Raw genomic sequence first — 15648 nt, forward strand, 5'->3', positions numbered from 1 at the left:
AGCATAACTCCTTCACAATGCAATATTAACAATATATTAAATATAGTTAATATGCACTAGCGTTATTTTCACCCCTGAGCAGCCGATGTGCATACCAATATACAGGAGCCTTGTGAAATGAACCTGAAAGAAAAATATGGTCCTTGGGCCGTTATCGCCGGCGCCTCTGAAGGTGTAGGCAAAGCATTCGCTCATCGGGTAGCTGCAGAAGGCATCAATTGCATACTATTATCACGCCGCATAGAACCTCTGGAACAACTCGCTATTGAGCTTAAAGCTGCTCATCGGATTGAGTGTGTAACAGCCAGTATCGACCTATCCACTGTCGATGCGGTCGACGCCATCATCAACGCCATTGGCGGCCGCGAAGTGGGACTTTTTATCGCCAATGCCGGTGCCGACAGCATTAACTCCCGCTTTTTGGATAGACCCTATTGCGAGTGGCAAGATCTTATTCATCGTAATGTATTAATGGTCGCAGGCTGCTGCCATCATCTCGGCGGCTTAATGCGAGAGCGGAAGCGAGGCGGAATTATTTTGGTGGGCTCCGGAGCCTGCTACGGTGGCTCAAGCTTTATGGCGGTTTATTCCGGCACCAAAGCGTTCGATCTCTGCTTTGGCGAAGGCTTGTGGACTGAGCTTCGACCCTATGGCGTTGATGTTCTTAATCTGATTTTAGGCCAGACGGATACACCCGCCTTCCGTGAAACCCTCGCCAAAATGGGGCAACCAGTACCGGAAAATCTTGCCGCACCGGAGGATGTCGCCAGGGTTGGCTTACAGCGGTTGCCGCATGGGCCAGTGCATAACTGGGGGTTAGAGGATGACGCTGCCGGTTATGCCCCCTCTTCTGCTGCAGCACGGCGAAGTAGAATAGAGGCGATTGATCGGGCAACTAAAGCGATCTTTGGCGATAATTAATGCTGTTTTGCAGGAAGAATATGAGAGTGCCAAGCTGGCTCGATTGATCAAGAACGCATTAAGCAGCCAACGCTTAGAACCCGGATATATCTACTTCCTATAACGGGTAAGCAGCTGGAATAGCGCTTCCCAATCAATAGGTTTAGCCACATGGTCATTCATACCAGCGGCCAGAGCCATATCACGATCCTCCGCCATTGCGTTTGCCGTCATAGCAATAATGGGTAAATTATCCAGCTGCAACTGTTCACGAATAAGCCTGGTTGCCGAATAACCGTCTAGTTCGGGCATCTGTATATCCATTAACACCACACCGAATTGTTCTCTGTTGCTCTCGATAATGTCGATGGCTGCTTTGCCGTGCTCGGCAACGGTTATCTCCGCGCCTAACTCTGAAAGTGCCTCGATGGCAATCTCCTGATTAAACAGGTTGTCCTCGACTAAGAGTATATGTAGCCCATTGAGTGTTAAAGGGGTTGATTGCTGCGTGACCGCGCTCGAGGCTAATACCTCTTTATTTTGTAAAGCCTCGGTTAATGTCTCCAACAGATAGGTCGCAGTTATTGGCTTGGTGACGAAGGCATCAATACAGGAACTAGTGGTGTTGTTGTCCCAAACTTGGCGGTCTAACAGTTTCCTGCACATCATAAACAACAACGGCCGATCTGAATAAGGTACCTGTTCCGCTTGATACTTGTCACGAAGGAAAGCAGGGAAACCAGGCTGCTGCGTTTGCATTAAATAACTGTCAGCCAAAACCAGATCATAAAATCGACTGGTTTTAGCGAAATGCATGCTAATCATCTCCATAGCTGAACTGGCACTTATGGTTCGATCCACCAGCCAGCTGGAATCAATGCCTTTCAACAAACGAACAACCACATCACAAACAGATTTATTATCGTCGACCACTAATACTTTTAAATCTTTTAGTTCGTCGGCAACTGTCCCATTAAAGGTTGGCAGCAGGCCCGCCAGTAGCGGAATGGAGAACTCGAATAGTGTTCCCTTGCCCAACTCACTATGACCGCTTAACTGCCCTCCCATTAGATCGACCAAGCGCTTAGAAATCGCCAAGCCTAAACCGGTACCACCGTATTTTCTGGTGGTGGAAGCCTCGGCCTGAGAGAAGCCATCAAAGATAGCACTCCACTTATCTGAGGCTATGCCAATACCGGTATCGATTACCTGGAATAGAAGCTCCTCTCCGTTGGTAGTGACCACCACCCTTACCTCACCTTGCTCAGTAAACTTAATGGCGTTGCCTGTTAAATTAATTAAAATCTGCTGCAGGCGTAATGAATCGCCGATTACAACAGGAGGAACATCGCTATCGATATCAAACAGTAGTTCAATCTCTTTAGCTCCCAGATTGGCCGCCATAATATTACCGATATTACGCAGCCACTCATCCAAGATAAAACTGTGTGCTTCCAATGCCATCTTGCCAGCTTCTATCTTAGAAAAATCAAGAATATCGTTGATTATCTGCAGTAGAGTTTGAGCTGCCGTTTCACTACGAGCAATGTAATCACGTTGCTGTATACTTAATTCAGTACGTCTTATCAACTGCATGATGCCTAATACGGCATTTAGGGGTGTGCGTATCTCGTGGCTCATATTGGCAATAAAATTCGACTTAGCTCGATTGGCGGTTTCTGCCAGTGCTTGTGCGTCAGATAACTCTTTTTGGCGTTTTTTCTGCTCACTGATATCCCGCATTACCGTTGATAAAAACTCCACCTCTCCCTTTTCGTTACGGTGAGCAAGTATCACTTGAGAAACTGGAATTTCGTACCCATCACGATGCAAAAGCAGGCTTTCCCCCTGCCAAACACCTGTTTTCAATACCGTAGGAATCGCCTCCTCCAGTATAAACTTAGAGATGGTTTCGGTATGCATGTCACCGATTTTCATCGAATCCAGGGCATTAGCGCCGCTCAAACCAACCATGTTGATCGCTGCGGCATTATGATAAAGGAGGTTGCCACTGATGTCGGCCGTACCGATAAAATCCGGGGTTTGCTCAAGTATGGCTTTGAGCTGGTCGGTTTTCTTCTCGATGGCAACGCGATTGCTAATATCATTAAGTGCCGCGAGCAATTTCACGCCGTGAGCGGTAGGCAATGTATTCAACCCGATTTCCACAAAAAATCGCGAGCCATCTTTTCTAACCGCTTGTAAATTTGTGCGCAAACTCATATCTCTTCGCCCCGGATTTTTCATAAAATTTTGTCTATGTTTGGGGTGGTGTTCACGCAAATTATCTGGCATCAGCAGTTCGACGGGTTTTCCTATTAACTCATTCTCGGTATATCCAAATAGATTTAACACTCCCTGGCTAACCAACTCAATCACGCCATCTGAGTTCGCCATAATAAGGGCAATTGGCGCGGCATCTATTATATTTTTGATCTCTTTGCGCTCGACACGCAGCCGATAATTTTTTAAATAGATGGTAAAAAATATCAGTAAAATCACAAAGCCAGCTACGACACCAGGCAATGCTTTTAATTGATGACCGAACACAATATTGTCGATATACCGTTTAGGCATAGCGATCGCCAATTGTAAAGGCAACTCTCCATTGTTGATATTCAATGGCTGAATCAACACAACCTCAGTTTGATCTAAAGCTTTATCAAAATAGGTGTTAAGCGTAGAAGAGTACGGATTCTGTTCAATAAATTGTGAATCCCAGGAATAGGGACTACCCAAATCGAAGCCAAAACTTTTGGAAGCGTCGGGGTGAATCAGGAACTGACGCTCGTCATTCAGAAGATAAAAAATATATTGACTATTAAGGTTCTTTTGCAGCGACTGAAATAGCGTACTCAAACTTGTGTTGATAATAACAATGCCAAAAATATTGCCATTATCATCGTATATCGGTGTGCTGGTTCTTAGCATTGGTGTATGGGGAGTATCAATTAACCCATGTTCCTGGTTTAGCGTGATCGGAGCAATGCTGACACCACCCGTTGGTTGTTTAATAGCGAGCTGAAAGTATTCCCGCCTGCCCTTGGTTTGCAGTTGATCTTCCGGGATAATATTAATCTGGCCATCGGTTCTATCAACCCGGACCAACTCACGGCCCTCATCCGTTATACCAATGTACCGAACCTGTGTTACATCTGAATGGTTTTCTAAATAAGCTCTAAAAATAACCTGTAACCGCTCACGCCAAATGGTTAAAGAGGAGTTTTGGCGAGCATCCATACCATCTCCGGCAGTGGCACGGATAATTCCATTTATTGGTGGGAGAGCAGCGAGAAAAAGGGTGTCATTGGCACGATCCCGCACCAAGTCTTCAATCATCGCCTCACGTTCAATTAAGCTATTTTGCAGTTCCGCCTGTAAATTGATAGCAGCAGTTTTGCTCTCAAAATGGCCGATGGCTATAACCACTAATGCGATTAATAGCATAGAGGTGATCACAAAAGTGATGATGAGACTGTGAGTCGATCTGAGCATGGCTAAACCTAGGTTCCAATTAAAGTCAGTTTAGCCAAAATTTATAAATTAGGAGCAACTAATGGTCTGATCTGAGATTACGGCCGACATCCACGGCGGATTGATGACCCAGCTGCCAAACATATAAGGTATTGAATTTCGAAGATTTATATCGTATGACCGGACAGAATTTACCCTATGCCAAGGTATTTACTTAGGAAGGTTCGAATTGACTGATTGATCTCTCTGGCTGGCGTTGATTTTGGCGCCAACAGATCAAAGCCATGGGGGCACTGTGGACTTATCCATAATTCACAATCAATACCACTTGCTCTCAGTCGTTCGGCATAACGGCAATTTTCTGCGTAGAAGAGGTCTAGATCGCCAACGCCAATCCAGGTTGGCGGCAAACCGGTTAATGATTCCCGTCGGGCCGGTACCGCATAGCTGGCAATAGTGTCATTGCCCGGGTCGCAGCCAAGGTAACTACGCCATCCGAAGCGATTACTGCGGTTGTTCCAGAGACGGTGCTTAATAGAATCCAACTCTCTATTATTTGCAGTGCGGTCATCCAACATGGGATAGGTGAGAATTTGCGCGGCCGGGTGCACCCCATTGGTATCTGCAATCCTCTGCACAAGCCCTGCCGCCAGGCCTCCACCCGCACTCTGCCCCAATACCGCTAAACGATTTGGATCTACTCCCCAGTTTTGACAGTTATCCAACATAAATTGCCAGGCCGAATAGCAGTCGTCCAACGGTACAGGGAATGCGTATTTGGGTGCTAAGCGATAATCGACCGATACCACGACCAATCCCAAGGTTTTGGCGAGCTTGTTACACTCACGGTCATTAATCGATACATCGCCCATAATATAACCACCACCGTGTATCCATAGCAGACCGGCGCCACTACACTGTTGCGGTCGATAAACGCGAACTGCGGTCTTGGCCAGCGCGTGATCAACAATCTCGACTTTGGGTATGGGCTGCTTCCGCTTGGGTTGTAGCCATTGCACCAGCTGCAGCAGTTTGAAGAAAAACCAATTGTCAAAAGGGATATTCGGTATGCGTTTATAGGTAGGTTGTAGTTCCGGGTGAATGCGATCTAGTTCCATAATTTTTAATTAAGCTCGTTATTTTAGTTTTACTTAAATTTAAAGTTCGAAGAGTACATCGGTTCGAATGATGTACTTTGTTCCATTCACTATCGGTTCTGAACTGTGAGTGCAATGCCATGGGTGTAACCCATGAGGAAAACAAAGCACTCCACCCGCAGGGGTACGTACATCGACCACTCGCCGCTCCTCTTCAACTCGATTGGGAACAAAAAATCGGGTAGCACCGCCCTCAAAATCGTCATTCAGTAGAATGAGAAAGGTCATTAAACTATAGCGGTCGGTGTAGGCATTGGTAATCAGACGTCTATCAATTACTCTGCTGCCGGGCCAAGATCCATCGGTATGGGGCTTAAAATAGTCGCCAGGCCGGTAGCGGTAAAACCGAAAGCGGGCATTGATTCCCAGTGGCCGTTTGCCATCAAACGGCATTAAGTCCGCCATAACCGCAACCACCGCCCGACGCCATATAATCTCATCCGTAGCAGCGTCTACAATCCACACTAGGTTATCGTTGTGACGAATCTCACGTGGCAGTGAGACCGCAGCATCGGGAAGATAGCCCAGTCGCTCACTGAGCTGAATAAACCCCTGGCACTCGCCTGGAGCTAGTACATCGAGCAGTTGATAACACCCTGGTACCCCTTCGACACTCAGCTTCGTAACAGCCCGCGAATACGGGCCAAGCTCCAGGCCAATAGGGTTTAGTCCGACATTGGCCCAGGTGGGTAAGGCCGGGTGCTCTGCGCCCGGTTCACGCGCAACGACATAGAACGCTTTTTGATCGATCATTTTATGTACTGGCCTGTGCTCAGGTAATAGACGTACCACATTTACCAACCGATATTATTCGATCTATTCACGGCATTGGAAGCCATCAATTACCCTTTCAAATAAGATAGTTTATACTGCCGCAGACTTGGCAAGCCCGTTTTATCTGGGTGCGGGCTGATAATAGATGATTGGATTTACAATATTTGACGTGAACAGACCTAATGACTGGCAACATAAAGCTCGCCGCTCAATTGGATATGGTGAAGCTGTTGGGCATAGAAGCACAGGCTGCGATCCTGACCAATCGACTACACGAGGAGAATTGACCGCATGGCCAGCCTGAACGAAGCCCAAAGAGTCATTGCTGTACTAGGTATGCACCGCAGTGGCACCAGCTGCTTGACGGGCTCCCTGCAAAAGGCCGGCCTAGAGTTAGGTAACTGCCATACCTGGAATCCTTATAACCAAAAGGGGAACCGTGAAAATCAGGCTTTTGTCGATCTTAATGATGAAATTTTAGCGGCAAATAAAGGTGCCTGGAATATTCCTCCGAAAAAAGTTGAGTGGTCCGCAGAGCAGCTCGCCAAAGGCCAAGAACTTCTAACCGAGCATGAACAAATACCGGTATTAGGTTTTAAGGACCCTCGTACATTACTAGTATTGGACGGCTGGAAGAAAATCATCAAAACAATGGAGTTTGTCGGTATCTTTCGCAGCCCTATCGCTGTGGCAAAATCACTGGCCCACCGCAATAATATGCCCAATAACCATGCTTACGAGCTTTGGTATCGCTACAACAAAGCACTCTACAAAGAGTATAAACGGCACCCCTTCCCTGTTCTCTGTTTTGATCTCCCCGAAGCTCAATTTAACGAAAAGGTCGACCGTGTTGTAAAAGAGCTAGCACTAAATGCCATACCTGACACAGACCGATTTTACGAAGCAGAATTAAACAACCACGCTAATTCAGAGCCAGCCAAGCTACCGTGGAAGGTACAACGTTTGTATCGCAAACTACAGGCGATCAGTTATTAGTTCTATGTATAACAAAGCTCCTACTCAGTAATCAAACAGTACATTCACTGTTATAAGTAGATCACCATGTCTTAACTACATGCATATAGAAGTGCTTGATGAAACTTGTTGATGCTTTTCCAAACAGGTTCGTCATTAATTTAGATTTTTCGTAAATCTGTGCAGTAGCGGCAGCACCGCACAGAAGTGAACGGCCATCGGCCCATATCAATTTAGCTAAACAGGCATTCATCATTGACCACGATCATCTGTTTCTTTGGCATTCTCATTCTACTCACTATCGCCTTTCTGCTTTCTCGCTCAAAAAAATCCATAAGCTGGCGCACAGTGGGCATCGCCTTTGGTCTGCAATTTTGCTTAGGCGCTTTTGCGCTTTATCTGCCTGCTGGTAAAGCGATATTAAGATCTCTCTCTAATGCCATATCTCAAGTACTTAGCTATGGTACTGCCGGCATTGAGTTTCTGTTTGGCGATGTCGGCAGAATGAAAATAGGCTTTATTTTCGCGTTTAATGTCTTACCGGTCATTATCTTTTTCTCGGCCCTGATTTCGGTGCTCTACTATTTGGGCGTTATGGGTTGGGTGGTAAGAGTATTGGGCGGCGGTCTGCAACGGCTATTAGGCACCAGCAAGGCTGAATCCATGTCGGCTACGGCCAATATATTTGTCAGCCAAACCGAGGCGCCGGTGGTCATACGGCCCTATATAGCCTCCATGACACAATCGGAAATTTTCGCAGTGATGGTGGGCGGAATGGCCACTGTCGCAGGTTCCGTGTTAGCCGGCTATGTAGGGCTGGGCGTTGAACTCAAATATCTGCTGGCGGCCAGTTTTATGGCGGCACCCGGGGGGTTCCTCATGGCTAAACTGTTGCTACCGGAAACCGAGAGCGTGGTCGAGCATAACCAGATAACCGCAAACAACCGGGATGAGTACGCTAATATTTTTGATGCGGCAGCGGGTGGAGCCAGCAACGGTATGAAACTCGCCGTCAATATTGGAGCTATGCTGTTAGCGTTTATTTCATTGATCGCCCTTGTCAACGGTATGCTCACGGGCATTGGCCACTGGTTTGGTATGGACAGCCTCACACTGCAGAAAATTCTTGGTTGGCTATTTCAACCAATAGCCTTTTTACTGGGTGTGCCTTGGTCCGAAAGTGGCGTGGCAGGCAGTTTAATTGGCCAGAAGTTGGTGCTTAATGAGTTTGTGGCTTACGTCGACTACTCCAACCTTAAGGATCAGTTAAGCCCCCATACACAAGCTGTGGTTACCTTTGCACTCTGTGGTTTTGCCAATTTCTCCTCAATCGCTATACAGTTGGGAGGCTTGGGAATTATGGCGCCTAACCGGCGCAGTGATATCGCCAATCTCGGTTTGCGGGCAGTATTAGCCGCATTTTTGGCAAACTTAATGAGCGCGGCTATTGCGGGATTTTTTATTTCGCTGTTATAGCTAACAAACGGCAATGCTTAAAAACCGTTTTCCCGGAGCCGCTCCGCCAAAAACTCACCGGCGGTCATTGATGTTGTTAACTTGCTCCCCTCCTCTACAAATTTGGGAAGCGGATCCAGGATCACCTCGTTTCTCGGGTGTACAAAGAATGGGATAGAGTAACGGGCGCGGGTATTATCAGTGGGGTTTACCACTCGATGCACCGTGGCCGGCAATCTGGAATTGGTCAAACGGGCCATCATATCACCGGTATCGACCACCAAGTCTCCCAGTTCGTTTTCGATAGCCAACCATTTACCATCACGATCCAACAACTGCAAACCGGAATCTGTAGCGCCAATCAACAGCGTCATTAGATTAATATCGGCATGAGCGGCCGCACGAACACCTTGGCTGGCTGCCACTTTTTCAAGCGCGGGGTAATGTATGAGCCGCTGTACGGAGTTGCCCTCGCAAATCATCTCGGAAAAATAGTCGGCTGGCAGCTCCATAGCAGAGGCAAGTGCGGTTAATAATTGTTTGGCAACATTATTAAGTTTTTGGTGAAGTTCAATAAAAAACTCACGAAATTCTGCAATCTCATCCGGCCAGATATTAGCCGGGTAATCCTTTAAATACGGGCTCAGGCCCGGTAATTCCGGCCCAATATGCCAATACTCTTTTAAATCCGGGTATTCGAAACCCGCCGCTGTCTCCTTGCCGAAACTGATATAGCCACGCTGACCGGAGCCTGTCTCATAGCGCTGCTTTACCGTATCGGGCAAGTTAAACAGACTTTCCGCCAACCGGTAGGCCTGCTTGAATAAACTCGGATGAATTCCATGATTACGAATAACCACGAAACCAAACTCCGCTAGCGCATTGTAAAACTGATCAACAAACAACTTCTGGCTGGAAGGTATGAAGTAATCTTCCAGGCTAAGGCTAGGAACCTGCCGCGTTTCACTCATTGGATACCTACCACGGGTTGAAATTGTTACTTAAGCGTGAATGAGCCTGGCAATAGTTCTGCAATGCTTGCCTGTAATTCCAGGTCGCTATCGCAGATGGATATTATCGTAGCACTATTGGAAAATTCCCGAATAAATTGCCGGCAAGCCCCACAGGGTGGTGTTGGTTCCTGAGTGGGGGTATACACGACTAACGTATTGATTGTCCGTGAGCCAGCGGTTACCGCTGAACAAATCGCATTGCGTTCAGCGCAAATGGCCAGGCCATAAGAGGCATTTTCCACATTAACACCGGTGAACATCTCACCTTCGTCATTATAAAAAGCGACAGCAACGGGAAACCGGCTATAGGGTGAGTAGCTCTTGGCTGCTGTATCCCGGGCGGCCTGTTTTAGAAGATCTATATCCATAATCTAAAGATTTTTAGTGATAGTGTTGATTTTGCCCCTGGCCACTCCTTGATGGTGCCGAGGCGCTATTAGAGAGCCTGCTTCTGAATGGCCTGACTCCCGACCACTGTAGCGCAATAGCTTAAACGGTTAAGGCGCATTGGCAAACCAATTTTTAAGCGACCGATAGCTTCGCCAAAGAAACGTTAAGAGGCTGGCGACGCCCTAGAACCTGTCTATTATTAAAAAAAGTCAGTTGCAATTCTCCAAGCTTCCGCCGGTTTTTACCGGCTTTTTTCTTGGTGTGGCTTTATGCAACCTCATCTAGCCTTCTTTCTTAGCCGTTTCATCCTCATAAAGCGGCCATTGTCAGGTATTGTAAACACGCCATTTCCACCCTTCAGTTGCCTCATTACGACGCTTATCTGCTGCTCGTTAGTTATCGTTGACGGATTACAGTTAATCGATTAAGTTTTACTGATGTCTCTGTTCAGCAAACACTGGTCGGCTGCAGTTATCTTTACAGCGTTCCAAATAGGAGGTGTTAGTGGTGGCAACCCTAAGCAAAGGCACCCCAGCGAGCTTTAATTCGACCCATATCAGATTAACCTCTCACACGGTAGATCAGCCTGGAACTGTACCGTTCATCGATTGGGGGAACAAAGATCCCCTACTGCGAGGGCCGGTCATCGGTACGGTAAGCAACCCTTCCCATCGCAACTGTATTGGTACCCACAGCGGTAGTTACACCATTTACAGGGCGCTATCGATTGCCTCAGGCAAATACCCGCCAAGCCATAAGCCCGATCTCAATAACACTGAGCCCACTGAAATAATCACACCACAGGAGTCTTGGTGGCAGCCTGGCAAAATAATCTCCCTCGATCCCTGGGGGGCAAATATCGCCACAACCTTCCATCAATTTCTTGAGCAGGGTTTTAATATTCAACCGACAATAGCCGTCACACAGGCCAGACTGCAGTTACCGGAAATTCGTGAAGCACTCGCAGCTGGCCGTTTGCAGGCCGATGATTGTTTCGTTACCAGCAAAGGCGATGTAAGAGTTACCAAAGTCGCAATCGACCCCGTATGGCATCTTCCGAGTATTGCCGAGCGCTTTCAATTGACGGAGGCGGCGCTTAGAAAGATTCTGTTTCGTGAAACTGGTGGCATGTACCCCGAGTTAGTCACCCGCTCTGATCTAAAAGTTCTTCTGCCCCCTATTGGCAGTACAACCGCCTATATATTTGGTCGTATTGCCGATTTAGCCAACCCAGAGGTTGAACTAACCTGCCGGGTACACGATGAGTGCAATGGTTCCGACGTTTTTGGATCGGATATCTGTACCTGCCGGCCATACCTTACCTACGGTATAGAGGATGCCGTGCGCACCGCACAAAGAGGCGGTGTCGGCTTGATCGTCTACTTTCGCAAGGAAGGCCGAGCACTGGGCGAAGTAACCAAATTTTTAGTGTACAACGCCCGCAAAAGACAACTCGGTGGCGACAGCGCAGCCACCTATTTTGAACGAACCGAGTGCGTGGCTGGCGTGCAGGATGCCCGCTTCCAGGAGTTAATGCCCGATGTGCTGCATTTTTTTGGCATCAAACAAATTCACCACCTCCACTCCATGAGCAACATGAAGTACAACGCCATCACCAATAGTGGCATCGTTGTGGAAAATCGAATCAGTATACCGGCGGAATTAATTCCCGAAGATGCCCTGGTTGAAATAGAAGCCAAAAAGGCCGCCGGCTATTTTACCGAAGAGGCCACAAAAAACAGTGATGAGTTGGCGGCAGTGAAAGGCAGGAACCTGGATTAGCCATGGCAAGCAATACCTTCGAGCTCTCTGCCCTATTCTCTACCGAATTAATCCGGGAACGTTCTAACCATATCTTTAATTTGGCGTTGTCTGGTAAAACTCATTTTCAGGTTAATCTGGAGAAATTATCTGCAGCTGCACAGTATGTGGCTGATCTTATCACGCAGAATTATCCCGACTTGAATGTCCCCTACCACTCCCGTTGGCGACACTTTGAAATTGGCGATGAATTTCAGCTCAATCAATATCGCGCACTAACACAGTCACTTGCGCCGTTGGAAAAAGCCCGTCTTGGCTTTGATCTTATTGTGCCATCGGTATTAATCGATGCAGGGGCTGGCCCCCATTGGCGATATCAATCCAACAACAGCGTCGCACCCGGTCGATCTGAGGGGTTGGCATTAGCGAGCCTGGATATGTTTTTAGCAGGCGGTTTTGGTGCGGGTAAGGCAGGACTGCCGCAAACCGAGGCCGATAGTTTATTGGCCATTACCGAGGCGGACTTTGCCCGCTACTTCAATATCTCCAATGCCAACCCAATGGCGGCCGTCTCTGGTCGCGTACAACTGTTAGTTGATTTGGGTAAAACGCTGGCAGAGCAGCCAAACTATTTCCCTAATAAACGGCCCGGAGATCTTGTCGATTTTCTGCTTGGCAATTTTAAAAAGCCTTTATCAGCACTAACAGTTCTCGCTACCGTGTTACACGCTTTTGGCCCTATTTGGCCGGGCCGTATTGCCATAGAAGAGACCAATCTCGGCGACACCTGGGCCTACCCCCAATTAGGTGAGGGTATTGCCGGTTTGGTACCTTTCCATAAACTCTCCCAGTGGCTTACCTACTCTCTGGTAGAGACACTGCAAGATGCCGGAATAGCGGTGGTTGACGTCGAAAAGTTAACCGGCCTGGCTGAGTATCGCAACGGAGGCTTTCTCCTGGATTTCGGGCTACTCGAATTACGTGATGAAAACGATAGTCGTCAAGCCTGGCCTCCCGCCAGCGAAATTATTATTGAGTGGCGAGCTTTGACCATCGTCCTGCTGGATCTATTGGCTGAAAAAATTGCGGCAATACTGGGGTTACGCTCCGTTGATTTTCCATTAGCGAAGGTCCTACAAGGCGGTACCTGGCAGGCGGGTAGACTCCTGGCCAGGAATCTCCGTCCAGACCTCTCGCCACCGCTGCAGATCATCAGTGATGGTACGGTTTTTTAGGTGCAAGAGAGTGGCCATTGAACGCTATTATCGATTATTTAGGAACCTGTTATGTCGGTAACCTTGGTTAACCACCCGCTGATACTGCACAAATTGGCCAGCTTACGCGATAAAACGACCGGCTCGGACAAATTTCGCCAGTTGCTCGGAGAGCTGGCTGTGCAAATATTCCTTGAAGCAAGCAAGGAACAAAAAACCATAGCAGTAAAGGTAGATACCCCCTTTGCAGAGTGCTCATCGGAAAAGGTCGAACAAAAATTTGCCTTAATTCCAATTATGCGAGCCGGTATTGGCATGCAGGAGAGCATTCAACGCTTTTGGCCCGACTGTTCCGTTGGCCATATCGGTATTTACCGGGATAAGTTCCTTAATACAACTGTGGAGTATTTCTGTAAAATGCCGAAGGAGTTGGATCACTCGGTTGCCTATGTCCTTGACCCGGTCATTGCCACCGGAACCACCGCCGCGGCGAGCGTTAGTCGGCTGTATGAGATGGGTGCAACAGAGGTGAAATTTTTATCCATTATTGCGTGTGAGGAGGGATTGGCACTGCTTGCCAGCCAACACCCCGAACTGAAGATTTTTACCGTCTCGACTACCGAGCAGCTGAGCGACAATGGCTACCTTACCCCCGGCATTGGTGATGTCGGCGCTCGCTATTACAATAACCAGTAACGTTAATGTTGTTATAAGCCATCATTATGGCCATTAAAACCCGTTGCCATTTAAGGAATATTTGAGTTTGACAAAAGCCCATATCATAGCCGTAGCCGGAGGCAGCTGCTCTGGCAAAACAACCATGGCACTCAATGTTTGCCGTGCGTTGGGCGCCGGTAATTGTGCCATCGTCTACCAGGATAGCTACTACCGTGGGCTGGCCTCTATTACCAACTATGATCTGCCCGAGGCAATTGATTTCCAATTAATGGCCACGCATTTGAATAGTCTCAAACAGGGTGAGATCATCGCTATGCCGACCTATGATTTCACCACTCATAGGCGCACTGAAAAGCAGGTCAGCCTTGACCCCAAACCAATTATTCTCGTCGATGGCATTTTAATACTGCACGCGCCTGAGTTGGCCAACTGCTTTGATTTCAAGGTTTTTGTTGAGTGTAGCGAGGAAGAGCGGCGTAAACGGCGGCTCGAGCGGGATACCCGTGAACGCGGGCGAACCAAAGAAGAGACACTACAGCAGTTTAATAACCAGGTGGCGCCACTGCACAATCAACTGGTGGAGCCTTCAAAGCAACACGCGGATTTTATCTGCCAACAACCCGGCCCGGCGCGATGCGATGAAACCTTAAGTGCACCGCTCTTGGAATACTGCAAGCGCCTGCTGCCGTAGGCGGCGTGCCTTGATGTTTTCAGTGGTTTACAGGATGAAGATCTTTTTACTGGAGGCCTTTTACGGAAGGACGATGTAAAGAGGGGCTTTGCGGCAACGACGTATCAATCCCCGCTCACTCCCCACTCAACCCTTCAGAGCATTCTGTGAACCATTTGCGTGCTATTTAGCGCGCTCCGCCAAGCTCTCCCGCTGTAACACCGATACCCCCAACTTGATATCCTGATCAGCCAACTCAGGGTTTTCCAGCCGCTTGAGCAGAGTTTCAAAGGCCGTGGTACCCAGTTGGCTAATAGGTAGTGCGATCGTGGTAAGCGGAGGAAAGACCAGATCACTCCAGTCGATATGGTCAAAGCCAATAATTGAAACCTGATCGGGAACAGCGATACCGTGCTCGTGGTAAAGCCTTAACAGACCTATTGCCAAGGTATCGTTAGCTGCAACCACACAGCTGACATCACTGGCTAGAATCTGCTCGGCTATCTCCTCCGGAATGGTAATGCCGTACTCGACCGGGAAATCCCAGGCGACATCCACCTTGCCCTGCAGCGCTTCGTAAAGCCCCTGCTTGCGGAGATTGGCCACAGGCGAACGCTCCGGCCCGGACAGAATACCTATGTCTGTGTGACCATGGCTGAGCACCAGTTGACCCTGTAACTTACCACCGGAGTGAGAATCCGCGTAAACGTTATCAAACCCTGGTATTGGCCGCTCGGTCATCACCACCGGGCATGTCAGGTTATGCTTGGTTACCGAGTCGTCATCGATTGGGCACCAGATCAGCCCCTCAATGGCATATTCCAATAGTCGACCAACACCTAGAGCCTCCTCTTCCGGGGAGTTACGGGCATCAACCAGGAACACAGAGTAACCCTGGCAGCTGGCCGCATCGACCACCGCTTGTGCCATTTCGGGGAAGAAGGGGTTGCAAAGATCTGGTACAACCAGACCAATTGTGTGGGTTTTGCCAGTGCGAGTGGCCTTTGCCAACCGATTTTCCTGGTATCCCATCTCGCTGGCCAAGGCGAGAATTTTTGCTTTCATTTCAGGTGATACCGACCCGGTACCATTGAGGACATAGGATACAGTGGCTTTAGAAACACCCGCTCGTTTAGCGATATCCTGTGTAGTTACCCTCTTCTTTTTCATTCATCTGGCTCTGCTGT

At 48.2% G+C, this 15648-nt stretch carries 13 protein-coding genes; 7 read left to right on the forward strand and 6 right to left on the reverse strand.

Annotated features, from left to right (window positions below; all coding sequences use genetic code 11):
* The first annotated feature begins 117 nt into the window (after positions 1-117).
* On the forward strand, positions 118-921 hold the full coding sequence (locus SBL51_RS02740; protein WP_317928991.1) for an SDR family NAD(P)-dependent oxidoreductase: 804 nt from the start codon (positions 118-120) through the stop codon (positions 919-921).
* A 90-nt stretch (positions 922-1011) separates the two neighbouring features.
* Here the strand turns inward: SBL51_RS02740 and SBL51_RS02745 are convergent, their stop codons facing one another.
* The 3 genes from SBL51_RS02745 to SBL51_RS02755 form a co-directional block, all read right to left on the reverse strand.
* Positions 1012-4395: a PAS domain S-box protein gene (locus SBL51_RS02745; RefSeq protein ID WP_317928993.1), complete on the reverse strand. Its 3384-nt coding sequence runs from the start codon at positions 4393-4395 to the stop codon at positions 1012-1014.
* A 170-nt stretch (positions 4396-4565) separates the two neighbouring features.
* Positions 4566-5492: an alpha/beta hydrolase gene (locus SBL51_RS02750; RefSeq protein ID WP_317928995.1), complete on the reverse strand. Its 927-nt coding sequence runs from the start codon at positions 5490-5492 to the stop codon at positions 4566-4568.
* Positions 5493-5531: 39 nt separating this feature from the next.
* Complete coding sequence (locus SBL51_RS02755) at positions 5532-6284, reverse strand: 2OG-Fe(II) oxygenase (protein WP_317928997.1); 753 nt, start codon at positions 6282-6284, stop codon at positions 5532-5534.
* A 312-nt stretch (positions 6285-6596) separates the two neighbouring features.
* On the opposite strand from SBL51_RS02755, the gene SBL51_RS02760 reads away from it, so the two are divergent.
* Positions 6597-7301, forward strand: a complete 705-nt coding sequence (locus tag SBL51_RS02760) for a hypothetical protein (RefSeq protein WP_317928998.1) — start codon at positions 6597-6599, stop codon at positions 7299-7301.
* A 234-nt stretch (positions 7302-7535) separates the two neighbouring features.
* Positions 7536-8756 (forward strand): NupC/NupG family nucleoside CNT transporter, encoded by a 1221-nt coding sequence (locus SBL51_RS02765; RefSeq protein ID WP_317928999.1) that lies wholly within the window; start codon positions 7536-7538, stop codon positions 8754-8756.
* Positions 8757-8773: 17 nt separating this feature from the next.
* Here SBL51_RS02765 and SBL51_RS02770 read toward each other — a convergent pair whose 3' ends face one another.
* Positions 8774-9706: an isopenicillin N synthase family dioxygenase gene (locus SBL51_RS02770; protein ID WP_317929000.1), complete on the reverse strand. Its 933-nt coding sequence runs from the start codon at positions 9704-9706 to the stop codon at positions 8774-8776.
* Positions 9707-9732: 26 nt separating this feature from the next.
* Positions 9733-10116: a cytidine deaminase gene (locus SBL51_RS02775; protein WP_317929003.1), complete on the reverse strand. Its 384-nt coding sequence runs from the start codon at positions 10114-10116 to the stop codon at positions 9733-9735.
* 526 nt (positions 10117-10642) lie between these two features.
* Here SBL51_RS02775 and SBL51_RS02780 point away from each other — a divergent pair.
* From SBL51_RS02780 to udk, 4 genes are all read left to right on the forward strand, one after another.
* Positions 10643-11920, forward strand: coding sequence for a GTP cyclohydrolase II (locus SBL51_RS02780; RefSeq protein ID WP_317929004.1), 1278 nt, complete (start codon positions 10643-10645; stop codon positions 11918-11920).
* 2 nt (positions 11921-11922) lie between these two features.
* The gene (locus SBL51_RS02785) at positions 11923-13134 is read left to right on the forward strand and encodes a DUF1688 family protein (protein ID WP_317929005.1); all 1212 of its coding nucleotides are present in this window, start codon (positions 11923-11925) and stop codon (positions 13132-13134) included.
* Between the two features lie 51 nt (positions 13135-13185).
* Positions 13186-13809 (forward strand): uracil phosphoribosyltransferase, encoded by a 624-nt coding sequence (upp, locus tag SBL51_RS02790; RefSeq protein WP_317929007.1) that lies wholly within the window; start codon positions 13186-13188, stop codon positions 13807-13809.
* Between the two features lie 67 nt (positions 13810-13876).
* Positions 13877-14482: a uridine kinase gene (gene udk, locus SBL51_RS02795; RefSeq protein WP_317929009.1), complete on the forward strand. Its 606-nt coding sequence runs from the start codon at positions 13877-13879 to the stop codon at positions 14480-14482.
* A 162-nt stretch (positions 14483-14644) separates the two neighbouring features.
* Here the strand turns inward: udk and SBL51_RS02800 are convergent, their stop codons facing one another.
* Positions 14645-15631 carry a LacI family DNA-binding transcriptional regulator gene (locus SBL51_RS02800; RefSeq protein WP_317929011.1) on the reverse strand — a complete coding sequence of 329 codons (987 nt, stop codon included), beginning with the start codon at positions 15629-15631 and terminating at the stop codon, positions 14645-14647.
* Positions 15632-15648: the final 17 nt, after the last annotated feature.

The sequence above is a fragment of the Halioxenophilus sp. WMMB6 genome (assembly GCF_033283405.1).
Lineage (GTDB): Bacteria > Pseudomonadota > Gammaproteobacteria > Pseudomonadales > Cellvibrionaceae > Halioxenophilus.